The sequence below is a fragment of the Pseudogulbenkiania sp. MAI-1 genome (assembly GCF_000527175.1).
GTDB lineage: Bacteria > Pseudomonadota > Gammaproteobacteria > Burkholderiales > Chromobacteriaceae > Pseudogulbenkiania.
The window spans coordinates 1,487,153-1,502,113 of the sequence record NZ_AZUR01000001.1 but is presented as its reverse complement, the minus strand read 5'-3'; the positions used below and the strand labels follow the sequence as shown (position 1 = coordinate 1,502,113).

The following is a 14,961-nucleotide window of genomic DNA, read 5'->3' as shown; positions in this document are numbered from 1 at the left end:
CATATTGCACTGCAGCAGTGCGCCCGGAACACCCAAACGAAAGCCCCCGGTCACCCGGCGGGTTTCCCTCACCGGCGGCCGGGGGCCGATTCCGCAGGCGGTATACCGCCCCTTATGAACTCACTCGAACACGATCTGGCCGTTGCGGGCGTCCACCAGCACCGTCGCCTTGGGCTCGTACTTGCCGGCCAGGATCGCCTTGGCCAACGGGTTCTCGATATCGGACTGGATCGCGCGCTTCAAAGGCCGTGCGCCGTACACCGGGTCGAAACCGGCCTCGGCGATGGCGTCGAGCGCCGCGTCGGTGACCTGCAGCGACAGCTCCAGCTTGGCCAGCCGCCGCTCCAGCGACTTGAGCTGGATGCGGGCGATGGAGCGGATCTGAGCGCTCGCCAGCGCGTGGAACACCACCACCTCGTCGATGCGGTTGATGAACTCGGGGCGGAAGTAGCCCTTCACCTCGGCCATCACCGCCAGCTTGATCACCTGGTAATCGTCGCTGCCCATGGCCTGGATGTGCTGGCTGCCGATGTTTGAGGTCATCACCACCACGGTGTTCTTGAAGTCCACGGTGCGGCCCTGGCCGTCGGTCAGGCGGCCGTCGTCCAGCACCTGCAGCAGGATGTTGAACACCTCGGGGTGGGCCTTCTCCACCTCATCCAGCAGGATCACGCTGTAGGGCTTGCGCCGCACCTGCTCGGTCAGCTGGCCGCCCTCCTCGTAGCCGACGTAGCCCGGAGGCGCGCCGATCAGCCGCGCCACCGAGTGCTTCTCCATATACTCCGACATGTCGATGCGGATCAGGTGCTCTTCGCTGTCGAACAGGAAACCGGCCAGCGTCTTGCACAGCTCGGTCTTGCCGACCCCGGTCGGCCCGAGGAACAGGAAGGAGCCGTACGGCCGGTTCGGGTCGGAGAGACCGGAGCGGCTGCGGCGGATGGCGTCGGACACCGCGCGCACCGCCTCGTCCTGCCCCACCAGGCGCTCGTGCAGCACGTCCTCCATCTTCAACAGCTTCTCACGCTCGCCAGCCAGCATCTTGGACACCGGAATGCCGGTCATGCGCGACACCACCTCGGCGATTTCCTCGGCGCCGACCTGGGTACGCAGCAGGCGATTGGGCGTCTTCACACCGCCACCGGCCGCTTCCGCCTCCTTCAGCCGCGCCTCCAGCTGCGGCAGCTTGCCGTACTGCAGCTCGGCCAGCTTCTGCCAGTCGCCCTGGCGCTTGAGGTCTTCCATCTCCACCTTGAGCCGGTCGATCTCTTCCTTGATGCTCTGGCTGCCCTGCGCGGCGGCCTTCTCTGCCTTCCAGATCTCTTCCAGGTCGGCGTACTCGCGCGACAGCCGGCCGATCTCGTCCTCGATCAGCGCCAGACGCTTCTGCGAGGCCTCGTCGCTCTCCTTCTTCACCGCCTCGCGCTCGATCTTGAGCTGGATCAGGCGGCGGTCGAGCCGGTCCATCTCCTCCGGCTTGGAGTCGAGCTCCATCTTGATGCGGCTGGCCGCCTCGTCGATCAGGTCGATGGCCTTGTCGGGCAGGAAGCGGTCGGTAATGTAGCGATGGCTGAGCTCCGCGGCGGCGACGATGGCCGGGTCGGTAATGTCCACGCCATGGTGAATTTCGTACTTCTCCTGCAGCCCGCGCAGGATGGCGATGGTGTCTTCCACCGTGGGCTCGTCCACCAGCACCTTCTGGAAACGGCGCTCGAGCGCGGCATCCTTCTCGATGTATTTGCGGTACTCGTCGAGTGTGGTGGCGCCCAGGCAATGCAGTTCGCCGCGTGCCAGCGCCGGCTTCAGCATGTTGCCGGCGTCGATCGCGCCTTCGGCCTTGCCGGCGCCGACCAGTGTGTGGATCTCATCGATAAAGATCAGCGTGTTGCCCTCGTCCTTGGCCAGGTCGCTGAGCACGCTCTTCAGCCGCTCCTCGAACTCGCCGCGGTACTTGGCGCCGGCCAGCAGCGCGGCCAGGTCGAGCACCAAGAGCCTCTTGTGCTTGAGGCTCTCCGGCACTTCGCCGTTGACGATGCGCTGCGCCAAGCCCTCGACGATGGCGGTCTTGCCCACACCGGGCTCGCCGATCAACACCGGGTTGTTCTTGGTGCGGCGCTGCAGCACCTGGATGGCGCGGCGGATCTCGTCGTCGCGGCCGATCACCGGGTCGAGCTTGCCCTGGCGGGCACGCTCGGTCAGGTCGAGCGTGTACTTCTTCAGCGCCTCGCGCTGGCTCTCGGCATCCTGGCTGTCCACGCTGGCACCGCCACGCACCGCGTCGATGGCGGCGTTGAGCGCGGAAGCGGTCGCGCCGTGCTCCTTGAACAACCGCCCCGTCTCGCCCTTGTCGTCGGCGAGCGCCAAGAGGAACAGCTCGCTGGCGATGAAGGCATCGCCACGCTTCATCGCCGCCTTGTCGGTCAGGTTGAGCAGGTTGCCCAAGTCACGCGACACGGTGATCTCGCCGCCAGTGCCCTGCACCTTGGGCAGCCGGTCGATGGCGGCCTTGAGCCCGCCGCGCAGCCCGGCCACGTTGACCCCGGCCCGCGCCAGCAGGCTGCCGACGCCGCTGTCGGCGTCGTCCAGCATGGCCGCCAACAGGTGCTGCGGTTCGATGTAGGCGTGGTCGTTGGCCAGCGCCAGGCTTTGCGCGTCGGCCAAGGCTTGCTGGAATTTGGTGGTCAGTTTGTCGAATCGCATGACGAGCTCCCGAATCGCTATTAATCCCTATTTTGGGCGGGGTTTTGCTGATTTCAAGAGCGCGTCCACCCGTCGTTCATATTCTTCCAGCATGACGACGATACCCCCCGGTCACCCTGCCCCGCCCACCCCTTGCCGCCCCCTTTCCTCCAGCCCGCCGCATCAGTTTATTTAATACATTTCTCATCATCAGAATCAAATGTAAATTGAAATAAATTAAATAAATTCAGATAACTATAAAAACAGGAGTAACAAAATGAACGTAAACGCTCCCGCCCTGATCGGCCTTTTCGCTGCCGGCGTTGCCGCCGCCGACGAGTTCTCGGTGCTCAGTTACGGAACCGCCACCCCCGGCTTCTGCGAGGCGAGCCCGGCTTACTGCAGCACGCTCAAAGGCCCAACAGCCGGGCTCGGGGTGGAGTGGGAATTCTCTGACGACGAGGGAGAGGGTACGTGGATCAGCCGGGTGAGCAGTTATCCCGGCCCGCTCGATAGAACCGGCTACTTTGCCGGTGCGGGATGGCGTAGGGAATGGCCGGTCAGCGGACCGATCTCCGGCGGCGTCACGCTGTTCACCGGCTATCTGGGCGGCCCGGGGAGGAGCGGGCTGATGACCCTGCCGCTGCTCTCGCTCGGCTCCGAGAAACTGCGGCTGGAACTCGGCTATCTGCCGGGACTGAACCTGGTGGAAGTGCTCATGAATTCGAAAAACGTGTCGTTCGCCATGAGCTGGATGCCGAATGTCAACCTGGGACCCGACAAGGGCAAGACCTCCATCACCACGTTCAACCTGCGCGGAGCCTTCTGACGGGCGGCGTCGACGTCAGGCCTTAGGCTGACGCAGTGAACGCACCACCGCCGTGACCACGCCCCACACCTCGAATCCGGCCTCGGGATCGCCCCTCAGGGCCGGATAATCGGGGTGCTCCGGCACCAGCCAGGGGCCGTCGGCGCGCAGTTCCAGCCGCTTGACCGTCAGTTCTCCCGCCAGCACCGCGATCACCACGTCGCGATGGCGCGGCGGCAGCAGGCGGTCGACCACCAGCATGTCGCCGTCGAAGATGCCGGCGCCGCTCATCGACTCGCCGGATACCCGGACGAAGAAGGTCGACTCCGGGTGGCGGATCAGGTAATCGTTGAGATTGAGCGAGGCTTCCAGATAGTCGTCGGCCGGAGATGGAAAGCCCGCCGGCACGTGGGAGGCGTAAAGCGGCAGCACCGTGTCCGACAGCTCGGGGGCCACTCGCAGCACCTGCTCCGGAAACCGCGCGATCAGCGTATCCAGCGCGGTGGCCGACACGGCGAGCGATGTTAGTGTGGATTCAGACCGATGCAGTCCGGCCATGGCTCAGCGCACGTTGATGCGCGGCTCGCCCCGACGCAGCGAGCCGATCACCGCGGCGTAGCCGAAGCCGCGCTCCTTGAAGCGCGCCAGCACCTCGTCGGCCTGCTCCGGCGCCACCGCCACCAGGAGGCCTCCGCTGGTCTGCGGATCGGCCAGCAGGCGGCGCTGCCACTCCGGCACGCTGTCGGCGAAATCGACATGCTGGCCGAAACTCGCCATATTGCGCTCGATGGCGCCGGGGCCGTAGCCCAGCTCCGCCAACGGGCGCGCCTCTTCCAGCACCGGCACCGCCGCCATGTCGACATCCGCAACCAACCCCGAGCCCTTGCAGATTTCCAGCAGATGACCCAACAGGCCGAAGCCGGTGACATCGGTCAGCGCGTGCACGCCGGACAGCGGCGCCAGCTCCGCGCCCACAGTGTTGAGCCGGGTGGTCGAGGCGATCAGCGCGGCGTAACCGGCATCATCCAGCACGCCCTTCTTCATCGCCTGCGCCAGCACGCCCACGCCCAGCCCCTTGCCGAGGATCAGCACGTCGCCGTCGCGCGCGTCGCAGTTGCGCTTGAGCTGGTCGGGATGCACCACGCCCAGCGCCACCAGGCCGTAGATCGGTTCGGGCGCGTCGATGGAGTGGCCGCCGGCGAGCGGAATGCCGGCCTCGCGGCACACCGATTCGCCACCGTCGAGAATGTCGCGGATGGTCTCCAGCGGCAGGGTGTTCACCGGCATGGCGACGATGGCCAGCGCCATGATCGGCGTGGCGCCCATGGCGTAGATGTCCGACAGCGCGTTGGTGGCGGCGATGCGGCCGAAGTCGCGCGCATCGTCGACGATGGGCATGAAGAAATCGGTGGTGGCGACGATGGCCTGGCTATCGTTGAGCTTGTAGACCGCCGCGTCGTCGCTGGTTTCGGCGCCGACCAGCAGATTCGGGAACGGCATTTTTTCCTTGGCGCCGGACAGGATGGATTCCAGCACCGACGGGGCAATTTTGCAGCCGCAGCCGCCGCCATGAGACAATTGGGTCAATCGTATTTCAGCCATCGGCTCTCACCACATACCATGTATTTCAAGGTCGCGAACGTATCACAGCTCACCGGGTTTGACGAGATCATCGACGTGCGCTCCCCGGCGGAATTCGCCGAGGACCACGTGCCCGGCGCCATCAACTGCCCCGTACTGGACGACGAGGAGCGCATCCGCGTCGGCACGCTGTACAAGCAGGTATCGCCGTTCGCCGCACGCAAGGTCGGCGCCGCACTGGTGGCGAAGAACATCGCCCGCCACATCGAAGAACGCTTCCACGACCGCCCCAAGTCGTGGAAACCGCTGATCTACTGTTGGCGCGGCGGGCAGCGCTCGGGAGCGATGGCCATCGTGCTCGCCCAGGTGGGTTGGAACGCCCACCAGCTGGAGGGCGGTTACAAGGCCTACCGGCGCCAGGTGCTGGACGAACTGGCCGAGCGCCCGACGGCATTCAACTTCCGCGTGTTGTGCGGCCCCACCGGCTCGGGCAAGAGCCGTCTGCTGGAGGCGCTGGAAGCAGCCGGCCACCAGGTGCTCGATCTGGAGCGGCTGGCCTCCCACCGCGGTTCGGTGCTCGGCCTGCTGCCGCGCCAGCCCCAGCCTTCGCAGAAAGGCTTCGACAGCCAGTTGGCGCTGCAACTGCGCCAGCTCGACCCGGCGCGCCCGGTCTACATCGAGGCGGAGAGCAAGAAGATCGGCCAGGTCGCCCTGCCCGACGCGCTGTTCCAGGCCATGCACCGGGGCGAGTGCCTGCGGCTGGAAGTGCCGCTCGCCGAGCGCGTGCGCTTCCTGCTGGAAGATTACGACTTCTACGTCGCCGAGCCTGAACGCCTGCTGGAGCAACTGGGCTTCCTCAAGAACGTGCATTCGCGTGCCCAGCTGGACAGCTGGGCCGAGCTGGTGCGCGAGGGCCGCTTCGACCAATTGGTCCAGGAACTGCTGGAGATGCACTACGACCCGCTCTACCACCGCTCGCAGGGCAACCATTACCAGCGGCTCGACCAAGCGCTCGACATCAGGTTGTCGAGCCTGTCGCCGGAAAGCCTGGCGGCGACGGCCGCGGCCCTGCCCGCCTGACCCCGCCCGCTTCGACCGCACCTGAATGCACGATAGAACTAGAACCGGATGACGCATCACGCCCAACTCGACTGGCAAGATGGCCAGCCCTTTTCCCGCACCTTCGGCGACGTCTACTTCTCCCGCGCCTCGGGCCTGGAGGAGACGCGTCACGTCTTCCTGCACCACAACGCGCTGGCCGAGCGCTTCGCCGCCCTGCCCGAGCACGGCCAGTTCTGCATCGGCGAAACCGGCTTCGGCACCGGCCTCAACGTCCTGTGCGCCTGGCAGTGCTTCGAGCAATACGCCCCGGCCACGGCCCGGCTGCATGTTGTCAGCACCGAGAAATTCCCGCTGACTCCGGACGACCTGCGCCAGGCACTGGCGCTGTGGCCCGAGCTGACGCCCTATTCCGACGAACTGCTGGCCCAGTACGACATCCTGACGCCGGGCTGGCATCGCTTCGTGCTGCGCGGCGGACGGGTGACGCTGACCCTGCTGGTCGGCGACGCGCTGGAAACGCTGCCGGAGCTGGATGCCCGTGTCGACGCCTGGTTCCTCGACGGCTTCGCCCCGGCCAAGAACCCGGAGATGTGGCAGCCGGCGCTGTTCGAGCAGATGGCGCGGCTGTCGGCCCCCGGCGCCACCTTCGCCACCTTCACCAGCGCGGGAGCGGTGCGCCGCGGCCTGATCGCCGCCGGTTTCGCCGTGGAGAAGGTGCCGGGCTACGGCCACAAGCGTGAGATGTGCCGCGGCCGGCTGGAGCACGCGCCGGAACCCGGCTGGCAGGCGCCATGGTTCGCCCGGCCGGCCACCGTGCTGGCGGAGCGCAGCGCCATCGTCATCGGCGGCGGCATCGCCGGTGCCGCGAGCGCCGCCAGCCTGGCGCGGCGCGGCTGGCAGGTGAGCCTGCTGGATCGTCACCGAGCGCTGGCGCAGGAAGCCTCCGGCAACCCGCAAGGCGTGCTGTACGCCAAGCTCTCGCCGCACTTCACCCCGCTCACCCGGCTGGTGCTGGCGGGCTACGGCTACAGCCTGCGCACGCTGCACAGCGAACTGCCGCAAAGCGAAGCCAACTGGCAGGCCTGCGGCGTGCTGCAGCTGCCGCACGAGGGCGATAGCCCGCAAAAGCAGGCCGAACTGGCCGCCGCCGGCTTGCCAGACGGTTTTCTGCGCCAAGTGGACCGGCACGAAGCCAGCGAGCTCGCCGGCCTCGACCTGCCCAGCGGCGGGCTGTTCTTCCCGCAGGCCGGCTGGCTCAACCCGGCCCGGCTGATTGCCCGGCTCACCGACCATGCCAACATCCGCCGCGTGGTCGGCGCCACCGCGCTGGAACTCGCCTGGAACCCGGCCGAGCGGCTGTGGACGGCCTACGGCCAGGATGGCCCGCTCGCGGTCGGCGCCGTGGTGGTGATCGCCGGCGGGGCCGACGCCGCCGCCTTCGACGCCACCCATCATCTGCCGCTCAAGCGCATCCGCGGCCAGGTCACCGTGGCGCCGGCCACGGCGGAGAGCCGCCGGCTCAAGACCGTGCTGTGCGGCGAAGGCTATATCGCGCCCGCCCGCTACGACAGCCACTGCCTGGGCGCCACCTTCAAGTTCAACACCGACGACCTGAGCGTCCAGCCGGGCGAGCACCGCGAGAACCTCGCCATGCTCTCCGGCCTGTGCCCTGAGCTGTACCAGGCGCTGGGCGGCGAGCAGTTGCCCGACGAGGCACTGGGAGGGCGCGCTGCCTTCCGCTGCACCAGCCCGGACTACCTGCCCATCGTCGGCCCGGTAGTCGACCGTGCCGCCTTCCTCGAGCGCTACCGGGCACTGGGGCAGGACGCCACGCGCCGCCTCGACGCCCCGGCGCCGTGGGTGGAAGGTCTGTACGTCAACACCGCGCACGGCTCGCGCGGCATGATCACCGCCCCACTCTCGGGAGAAATCCTCGCCGCCTACCTGGAGGGCGAGCCCGCACCGCTACCCAAGCCGCTGCTCGACGCCATCCATCCCAGCCGCTTCCTGTTGCGTGACCTGATCCGGCAGAAGATCAAGCCCTGAGCCCTGGCGTCGACGGCGGCAGACGGGGGCTGCTCCTACACGGCTCCCTCCCGGCTGCCGCTCAGGCCGGCAGCCGCTCGCCGCTGATCGCGGCACGGATCGGCTCGGGGATACGCACCGTCTGGCCGCTGCGGTAATCCACCCACACCAGCGTGGCGTCGGCCTCGGCGTACACCGTTTCCTCATCGCCCTCGCGGAAGAAGCGGTGGTGCAGCTTGAGACTGGAATTGCCGAGCTTTTCCAGCTCGATGGTGATCACCACCGTGGCCGGGTAGACCAGCTCCTTGCGATACACACAGCCGGTGCTGGCCAGCACCGGACCGACACCGTCCGGGTCGATGCCATGGCCCAGCTCGTCCAGCCATTCGATGCGGATCTGCTCCAGGTAGCGGAAGTAATAGGTATTGTTGAGATGGCCGACGGCGTCCATGTCGCCCCAGCGCATGGTGATTGTCTTGCGGTCGATCACCGGCAAACGGTTTTCCATATGTGCACCTTACGTTAACGTAATGACACCACATCATAACCGCAGATGACGCACCGCGTCATATGGCGTCCGTCACCGCCGTCTGGCTCGCCAGAAAAAAGGCCAGCACTAAGGCTGGCCCAAGGACTGCACAGAGGAATACTGTGGCTTACTGAGCTACCGACTGCACCGCCCACTTGTTGTCCTTGACCACCGAGATGGTCACCGGAGCCCGCATCAGGTCGCCCTTGGCGTCGAAAGCGAAGTCGGAGGTGACGCCGCTGTAACGCAGCTTGGCGAGCTGCGGCAGGTACTTGGCGGGCTCGACCGAGTTGGCCTTCTTCATCGCCTCGGCCACCAGCATCACGCCGTCGTAGAACTGCGGCCCGAGCAGCACCACGTCCTGCTTGAAGCGCGCCTTGTAGCGGCTCTCGAACGCCTTGCCGGCCGGACGCGAGTTCAGCACCCCGCCCGGCACGGCGGAGTAATGCCCCGCGGCATCGGCGCCGGCCAGCTGGATGAAGGTCGGCGTGTTGAGCATGTCACCGCCCATCAGCTTGGCCTTCAGGCCCAGACGCTTCATCTGCTTGGCCATCGGCGCGGCCTGCGCATCGGCGCCGCCGTAGAAGATCACGTCCGGGTTGGCCGCCTTGAGCGAGGTGAGAATGGCGGTGAAATCGGTCGATTTGTCGGACGTGAACTCGCGCCGCCCGACCTTGCCACCGTTGGCGCCGACCGCTTTGACAAACTCGTCGGCAATGCCCTGACCGTAGGCGGTGCGATCGTCGATCACCGCGATGGACTTGGCCTTGAGCGTCTTCACGGCAAATTGCCCGAGCGCCCCGCCCACCTGGCTGTCGCTGCCCACCAGGCGGAAGGTGGTCTTGTAGCCCTGCTGGGTATAGGCCGGGTTGGTCGATACCGACAGCTGCGGGATGCCGGCGTCGGAGTAGATGCGCGAGGCCGGGATCGACACGCCGGAGTTGAAGTGGCCGATCACCGCCTTCACCCCCGAATCGACCAGGCGCTGCGCCACCTGGGTGCCGACGCGCGGATCGGCCTGATCGTCCTCGGACACCAGCTCGAACTTGATCTTCTGGCCACCGACGGTGATCGGCTTGGCGTTGAGATCGTCGATCGCCATCTTGGTGGCGTTCTCGTTGTCCTTGCCGTAGTGTGCCTGCGGGCCGGACAACGGCGAGGAAAAGCCGATCTTCACCACGGTATCGGCATAGGCCGCGCCCACCGCGAACGGTGCCATCACGCCGCCCAGGGCCAACACCACGGTCATGCTGCGAGGAAAACGCTGCTTCATGATTTCTCCTTTGCTTCTCTTTTAGATTGGCCGAAAGGCCGGTCAGAACCGGTCGAGCCGGTAAGGTGAAACGTCGAAACCGCTGGGGCGCCGCAGAATCATGTCGGTCAGCAGCGCGCCGGTGGTGGCGGCCAGCGTCAGCCCCAGGTGGCCATGGCCGGTGGCGAAGTACAGCCCGCCCACGTCCGGCGCCGGGGCGATCACCGGCACCGTATCCGGCACCGAGGGGCGGTTGCCCATCCACACGCTCATGTCGGTGGTATCGAAATCGCCGACGATGCGCTTGGCCTTGTCGATCAGGATGTGGGCGCGGCGCCAGTCGGGCGGCGCGTCGCGGTGCGCCAGCTCCACGGTGCCGGCGAGCCGCAGCCCGCCGTTGCCCATCGGCAGGATCACGAAGCTCTCGCTGGCGCACTGGATGAAGTGGTGCAGCGCCACGCCGGCCTTGGGCAGCGTCACGTGGTAGCCGCGCTCGCTCTCCAGCGGAATGCGGTACTTGTGCTGCCTGGTGAAGCGGTCGCTCCAGATGCCGCAGGCGATCACCACCGCATCGGCCTTGAGCCGGCCGCTGTTGGCGGTCTCCACCCCGGCGATGCGGCCGGACGCACAGGCGGTAGCCAGCACCTCGTCCTGCACGAAGCGCCCGCCTTCGCGGATGAAGGCGTCGAACAGCCCGCGGCTGAAGGTGTAGGGATCGTCCACGTGCGACCAGGCCGGCACGTTTACGGCCACCTGCCACTCCTTGCCGACCTGTGGCGCGTCGCGCTCGAGTTCGGCACGGCCGAGCTTGTGCCAGCCCACGCCGTGACGGCGCTTGTCGTCCCAGGCCGCCTGCGCCGCGCCGAACTCCTCCTCGCTGCGGTACAGCGTCAGGTTGCCGTGGCGCCGCCACAGTTGGTTCAGGCCGGCGCGCTGGATCAGCGGCGCGTAGTCGTCGTTGACCCGGTTCAAGAGCGCCGCCATGGCACGGGTGAGCTCGGCCACCCGCTTCGGCCGGCTGGCGGCGACGAAACGCGCCAGCCACGGCGCCAGCGTCGGCAGATAGCGCCAGCGCAAGGCCAGCGGCCCCAGCGGATCGAGCATCCAGCCCGGCACCTTGCGCAAGACACCCGGCTCGGCCAGCGGAATCACGTCGCTGACGGCAAAGGCGCCGGCGTTGCCGTAGCTGGTTTCCATCGCCGGCTCGCCGCGGTCGACCAGCGTCACCGCGCAGCCGGCCAGGCGCAGTTGCAAGGCGGTGGCGATGCCGACCACGCCGGCCCCCACCACGACGATGTCCGCCGCTGAAGTCAGGGAGTTCGACATGACCTAGGCCTCTCTCCGGCCATCGAGCAGGCGACGCAGGTGCAGCGGATTGCCGTGCTGCAGTGCGGCAGGCAACAGGCTGTCCGGGAAATTCTGGTAGCAGACCGGGCGCAGGAAACGCTGGATCGCGGCAGTACCGACCGAGGTGCTGCGCGCATCGGAGGTGGCCGGGAACGGCCCGCCATGGACCATGGCATCGCACACCTCGACACCCGTTGGCCAGCCATTGACCAGCAAGCGGCCGGCCTTGCGCTCCAGGGTCGGCAGCAAGGCCCTGGCCGCGTGCAGGTCACCGTCGTCCAGGTGCAGCGTGGCGGTCAGTTGGCCTTCCAGATGCTCGGCGACCTGGCGGATCTCCTCGCCGTCGGCACATTGCACGATCAGCGAGGCGGCACCGAAGACCTCGGCCTGCAGGGCCGGGTTGGCAAGAAAGTCCCGCGCCGTTGTCGTGAACAGCCGGGGCTGGCACTGGTTCGGGCCTTCGGCGCTCAGGCCGGCGGCAACCGGCAGGGCGTGACTGGCCAGCGTCCCGACACCGGCCTGGTAGGCGTCGAAGATGCCCGGGGTGAGCATGGTTTGCGCGCCGCTGCGTCGGACGGCATCCGCCGCAGCGGCGATGAAGCGGTCCAGGTCCGGCCCCTGGAGGGCAAGCACCAGGCCGGGGTTGGTGCAGAACTGGCCCGCGCCCAGGGTCAGCGAGGCGACGAAACCCTGCGCCAATGCGTCGGCACGTGCTTGCAGGGCGGCCGGGAACAGGAACACCGGGTTGATCGAGCTCATCTCCGCATACACCGGGATCGGCTCGGGGCGGGCTTGGGCGGCTTGGCACAAGGCGATGCCGCCGCTGCGCGAACCGGTGAAGCCGACCGCCTTGATGCGCGGGTCGCTGACCAGGGCGATACCCACTTCACGGCCAGAGCCGAACAGCAGCGAGAACACGCCTTCGGGGAGTTCGCATTTCGCCACGGCACGCGCCACGGCGTGGCCGACCAGTTCGCTGGTGCCGGGGTGGGCGCCATGGGCCTTGACGACCACCGGGCAGCCCGCCGCCAGGGCCGAGGCGGTGTCACCGCCAGCGACGGAAAAGGCCAGTGGGAAATTGCTCGCCCCGAACACCGCCACCGGGCCCAGCGGCACGTGACGCTGGCGCAGGTCCGCGCGGGGCAAGGGCTGCCGCTCCGGCTGGGCGGTGTCGACCCGCACATCCAGCCATTCCCCGGCACGCACGGTGCGGGCAAAGGTGCGCAGTTGCCCGCAGGTGCGGCCACGTTCTCCCTGGATCCGGACACGCGGCAGGCCGCTCTCGGCCACGGCGCGCTCGATCAGCTCGTCGCCAAGGGCTTCGATCTCGTCGGCAATGGTTTCGAGGAAGTGGGCGCGGACCGCCAGCGACGTCTCACGGTAGCGGTCAAAGGCGGCCCAGGCCAGGGCGCAGGCCTGTTCCACATGCTCGCCGGTGCCGCCGGGATAGGCCGGCTCGAGCGGTTTGCCGGTGGCCGGATCGATTGCCTGGATCGCTTCGCGGCTGCCGGCGACGGCTTGCCCGCCAATCAGCATCTTGCCTGTCAAGTTCATGGTGACTCCTGCGAAAGTAGGTAGCCCAGCTACGCAACGGGGGTGCGCAGTGGGCGCAAACAGAGGCGGCGCGCATCGAGGCACCGCCCTGCAGGCCGGTGTGTGCGTCAGGCGACGTTCTGTTCTGCCGACCAATTGCGGTACCACTCGCGGAACAGCGCGTACTGGGTCTCGGCGTAACAGCGCTGGGCATCGCTGAGCACATCGGTCTCATTGAAGTGCAGGGTGTATTCCTTGTCGCCGTTGAGCACCATCAGGTGCTTGTAGTAGAGCACCAGGTCGCAGCCTTCATCGAAAGACGACAGCACCGCCAGTGCCGATTCCAGCTCGCGGGCAAGGCGGCGGGCCTTGGCGTCACCCTTGGCGGCCTGCTTGCTCAGGGCCACCAGGTGCAGCACTTCGCGCGGCAGGGCGTTGCCGATGCCGGTGATGGCGCCGGTAGCGTTGCAATTGACAAAACCGTGCACGACCTGGGTATCGACACCGACCATGAGGGTGACCTCATCGTCCTTGGAAGTGATGTTCTCGGCCGCGTAGCGCATGTCGGCGGCACCACCGAATTCTTTGAAGCCGATCAGGTTTGGGTATTCGCGGCGCAGCTCGAAGAACAGGTCGGCTCGGGTGGCGAAGCCGTAGTAAGGACTGTTGTAGATCACCGCCGGCAGGCCCGGGGCGGCTTTGAGGATGGCGGCGAAGTGCGCTTTTTGCGCGGCCGGCGAGGCACCACGGGAGAGCACACGAGGGATCACCATCAGGCCATGGGCGCCTACTTTGGCGGCGTGAGCGGCGTGGGAGACTGCCTCGCGGGTATTGACCGCACCGGTACCGACGATGGTCGGGATGCCGGCCGCCACCAGACGCGCCACGCCTTCCTGGCGTTCGGCTTCGGTGAGCAGCGGCCAGTCGCCCATGGAGCCGCAGTACACCACGGCGCTCATACCGATGTCGATCAGCTCGCGGCCCTTGGCTACCAGGGCATCGAAGTCCGGCTTGCGCTCGGCGGTGCACGGGGTCATCAGGGCAGGAATGCAACCGGTGAAGATGTTATCGCTCATTGCTTTGCTCCTTACAGCATTCATTCGGGTGATGGAGGTAAAGGGGCCGCCGGGGCGGCGTCAGACGTGCTGGCTCAAATGCCCCACGCGAAGGGATCCTGTTCGTCGATCAGCAGCGTGCTGTCGGCGGTCATGTAGGCACGGCCGGTAATGAACGGGCGGATGCGCTCTCCTTCCCATTCGTAACGGCCTTCGAACCGGCTGCCAGTGATGCTGGCCTGAACCCAGCGCTCGCCCTCGGCCAGCTTGCCGTCGGCCGCCAGGCACGCCAGCTTGGCGCTGGTACCGGTGCCGCAGGGCGAACGGTCGTAGGCCTTGCCTGGACACATGACGAAGTTGCGGCTGTCGGCTTGGTCGTCGTCGGCAAACAGCTCGACATGGTCGATCAGGGCGCCGTCTTCGCCGCGGATGCCCTGGTCCTCCAAGGCCTTGAGCATCGCCCAGGTGAACTCCGTCAGGGCGTCGACATTCTCGAGCCGTAGCGACTGCCCGTGATCGGCGACCAGGAAGAACCAGTTGCCGCCCCAGGCGATATCGCCGTAAACGCGGCCATGGCCGGGCACCTCGACCGGGACCTGCTGACGGTAGCGGTAGGCCGGTACGTTGCGCAGGGTCACCGCGCCGTCGTCATGCAGGGTGGCACTGACCGGGCCGACCGGGGTGTCGATTTTGTGCACGCCGGGCTGGATCTGCCCCAAGTGATGCAACGAGGCGACCAGGCCGATGGTGCCGTGGCCGCACATGCCGAGGTAGCCGGCATTGTTGAAGAAAATCACGCCGCAGGTAGCACCTGGCGATACCGGCTCGCAATATAGAGCGCCGACCAGCACATCGTTGCCACGCGGCTCCAGCAGGCAGGCACGGCGCCACTTGTCGTGCTGCTCGCGCAACGCGTCGCGCTTCTCGGCCATCGTGCTGCCAGCCAGTTCGGGAAAGCCTGTCATCACCAGGCGAGTGGGTTCACCGCCAGTGTGGGAATCGATGATGTGTACCTGTTTCATAATCCTGTCCATTTACAAGAGCCAATCGGAGTTGAGTCCTGCAGTCAATTTCTAAGCCATAGAATGGACTC

The 14,961-nt window shown here is 66.9% G+C and carries 12 protein-coding genes; 3 read left to right on the top strand and 9 right to left on the bottom strand.

Going from position 1 to position 14,961, the window contains the following annotated elements:
• Positions 1-120: 120 nt before the first annotated feature.
• Positions 121-2,697, bottom strand: coding sequence for an ATP-dependent chaperone ClpB (clpB, locus tag PSEMAI1_RS0106900; RefSeq protein ID WP_024302163.1), 2,577 nt, complete (start codon positions 2,695-2,697; stop codon positions 121-123).
• 256 nt (positions 2,698-2,953) lie between these two features.
• Between clpB and PSEMAI1_RS20860 the strand changes: the two genes are divergently transcribed.
• Positions 2,954-3,505 carry a hypothetical protein gene (locus tag PSEMAI1_RS20860; protein ID WP_024302162.1) on the top strand — a complete coding sequence of 184 codons (552 nt, stop codon included), beginning with the start codon at positions 2,954-2,956 and terminating at the stop codon, positions 3,503-3,505.
• 15 nt (positions 3,506-3,520) lie between these two features.
• On the opposite strand, the gene PSEMAI1_RS0106890 is transcribed toward PSEMAI1_RS20860, so the two are convergent.
• Positions 3,521-4,042: a LexA family transcriptional regulator gene (locus tag PSEMAI1_RS0106890; protein WP_024302161.1), complete on the bottom strand. Its 522-nt coding sequence runs from the start codon at positions 4,040-4,042 to the stop codon at positions 3,521-3,523.
• Between the two features lie 3 nt (positions 4,043-4,045).
• Complete coding sequence (gene selD, locus PSEMAI1_RS0106885; protein WP_024302160.1) at positions 4,046-5,086, bottom strand: selenide, water dikinase SelD; 1,041 nt, start codon at positions 5,084-5,086, stop codon at positions 4,046-4,048.
• 18 nt (positions 5,087-5,104) lie between these two features.
• Between selD and mnmH the strand changes: the two genes are divergently transcribed.
• Both mnmH and mnmC read left to right on the top strand, forming a co-directional pair.
• On the top strand, positions 5,105-6,145 hold the full coding sequence (gene mnmH / locus PSEMAI1_RS0106880; protein ID WP_024302159.1) for a tRNA 2-selenouridine(34) synthase MnmH: 1,041 nt from the start codon (positions 5,105-5,107) through the stop codon (positions 6,143-6,145).
• Positions 6,146-6,193: 48 nt separating this feature from the next.
• Positions 6,194-8,173, top strand: coding sequence for a bifunctional tRNA (5-methylaminomethyl-2-thiouridine)(34)-methyltransferase MnmD/FAD-dependent 5-carboxymethylaminomethyl-2-thiouridine(34) oxidoreductase MnmC (gene mnmC / locus PSEMAI1_RS0106875; protein ID WP_024302158.1), 1,980 nt, complete (start codon positions 6,194-6,196; stop codon positions 8,171-8,173).
• A 61-nt stretch (positions 8,174-8,234) separates the two neighbouring features.
• On the opposite strand, the gene PSEMAI1_RS0106870 is transcribed toward mnmC, so the two are convergent.
• The 6 genes from PSEMAI1_RS0106870 to PSEMAI1_RS0106845 form a co-directional block, all read right to left on the bottom strand.
• Positions 8,235-8,660 carry a thioesterase family protein gene (locus PSEMAI1_RS0106870; protein WP_024302157.1) on the bottom strand — a complete coding sequence of 142 codons (426 nt, stop codon included), beginning with the start codon at positions 8,658-8,660 and terminating at the stop codon, positions 8,235-8,237.
• Positions 8,661-8,808: 148 nt separating this feature from the next.
• A complete protein-coding gene (locus tag PSEMAI1_RS0106865; RefSeq protein WP_024302156.1) occupies positions 8,809-9,954 on the bottom strand; it encodes a branched-chain amino acid ABC transporter substrate-binding protein in 1,146 nt (381 codons plus the stop codon).
• 42 nt (positions 9,955-9,996) lie between these two features.
• Positions 9,997-11,259 (bottom strand): FAD-binding oxidoreductase, encoded by a 1,263-nt coding sequence (locus PSEMAI1_RS0106860; protein WP_024302155.1) that lies wholly within the window; start codon positions 11,257-11,259, stop codon positions 9,997-9,999.
• Positions 11,260-11,262: 3 nt separating this feature from the next.
• The gene (locus tag PSEMAI1_RS0106855; protein ID WP_024302154.1) at positions 11,263-12,834 is read right to left on the bottom strand and encodes an aldehyde dehydrogenase (NADP(+)); all 1,572 of its coding nucleotides are present in this window, start codon (positions 12,832-12,834) and stop codon (positions 11,263-11,265) included.
• Positions 12,835-12,941: 107 nt separating this feature from the next.
• Entirely contained in the window at positions 12,942-13,889 is a 948-nt protein-coding gene (locus PSEMAI1_RS0106850; RefSeq protein ID WP_024302153.1) for a dihydrodipicolinate synthase family protein, read from the bottom strand.
• A 74-nt stretch (positions 13,890-13,963) separates the two neighbouring features.
• Positions 13,964-14,890: a 4-hydroxyproline epimerase gene (locus tag PSEMAI1_RS0106845; protein ID WP_024302152.1), complete on the bottom strand. Its 927-nt coding sequence runs from the start codon at positions 14,888-14,890 to the stop codon at positions 13,964-13,966.
• Positions 14,891-14,961 lie beyond the last annotated feature (71 nt).

Excerpts from the sequence above, each read along its gene's own strand:
- mnmC (WP_024302158.1), top strand. The coding sequence starts at position 6,194 with ATGACGCATCACGCCCAACTCGACTGGCAAGATGGCCAGCCCTTTTCC.
- PSEMAI1_RS0106890 (WP_024302161.1), bottom strand. The coding sequence starts at position 4,042 with ATGGCCGGACTGCATCGGTCTGAATCCACACTAACATCGCTCGCCGTG.
- PSEMAI1_RS0106865 (WP_024302156.1), bottom strand. The coding sequence starts at position 9,954 with ATGAAGCAGCGTTTTCCTCGCAGCATGACCGTGGTGTTGGCCCTGGGC.
- PSEMAI1_RS0106860 (WP_024302155.1), bottom strand. The coding sequence starts at position 11,259 with ATGTCGAACTCCCTGACTTCAGCGGCGGACATCGTCGTGGTGGGGGCC.
- PSEMAI1_RS0106850 (WP_024302153.1), bottom strand. The coding sequence starts at position 13,889 with ATGAGCGATAACATCTTCACCGGTTGCATTCCTGCCCTGATGACCCCG.
- PSEMAI1_RS0106870 (WP_024302157.1), bottom strand. The coding sequence starts at position 8,660 with ATGGAAAACCGTTTGCCGGTGATCGACCGCAAGACAATCACCATGCGC.
- mnmH (WP_024302159.1), top strand. The coding sequence starts at position 5,105 with ATGTATTTCAAGGTCGCGAACGTATCACAGCTCACCGGGTTTGACGAG.
- clpB (WP_024302163.1), bottom strand. The coding sequence starts at position 2,697 with ATGCGATTCGACAAACTGACCACCAAATTCCAGCAAGCCTTGGCCGAC.
- PSEMAI1_RS0106855 (WP_024302154.1), bottom strand. The coding sequence starts at position 12,834 with ATGAACTTGACAGGCAAGATGCTGATTGGCGGGCAAGCCGTCGCCGGC.
- PSEMAI1_RS20860 (WP_024302162.1), top strand. The coding sequence starts at position 2,954 with ATGAACGTAAACGCTCCCGCCCTGATCGGCCTTTTCGCTGCCGGCGTT.
- PSEMAI1_RS0106845 (WP_024302152.1), bottom strand. The coding sequence starts at position 14,890 with ATGAAACAGGTACACATCATCGATTCCCACACTGGCGGTGAACCCACT.
- selD (WP_024302160.1), bottom strand. The coding sequence starts at position 5,086 with ATGGCTGAAATACGATTGACCCAATTGTCTCATGGCGGCGGCTGCGGC.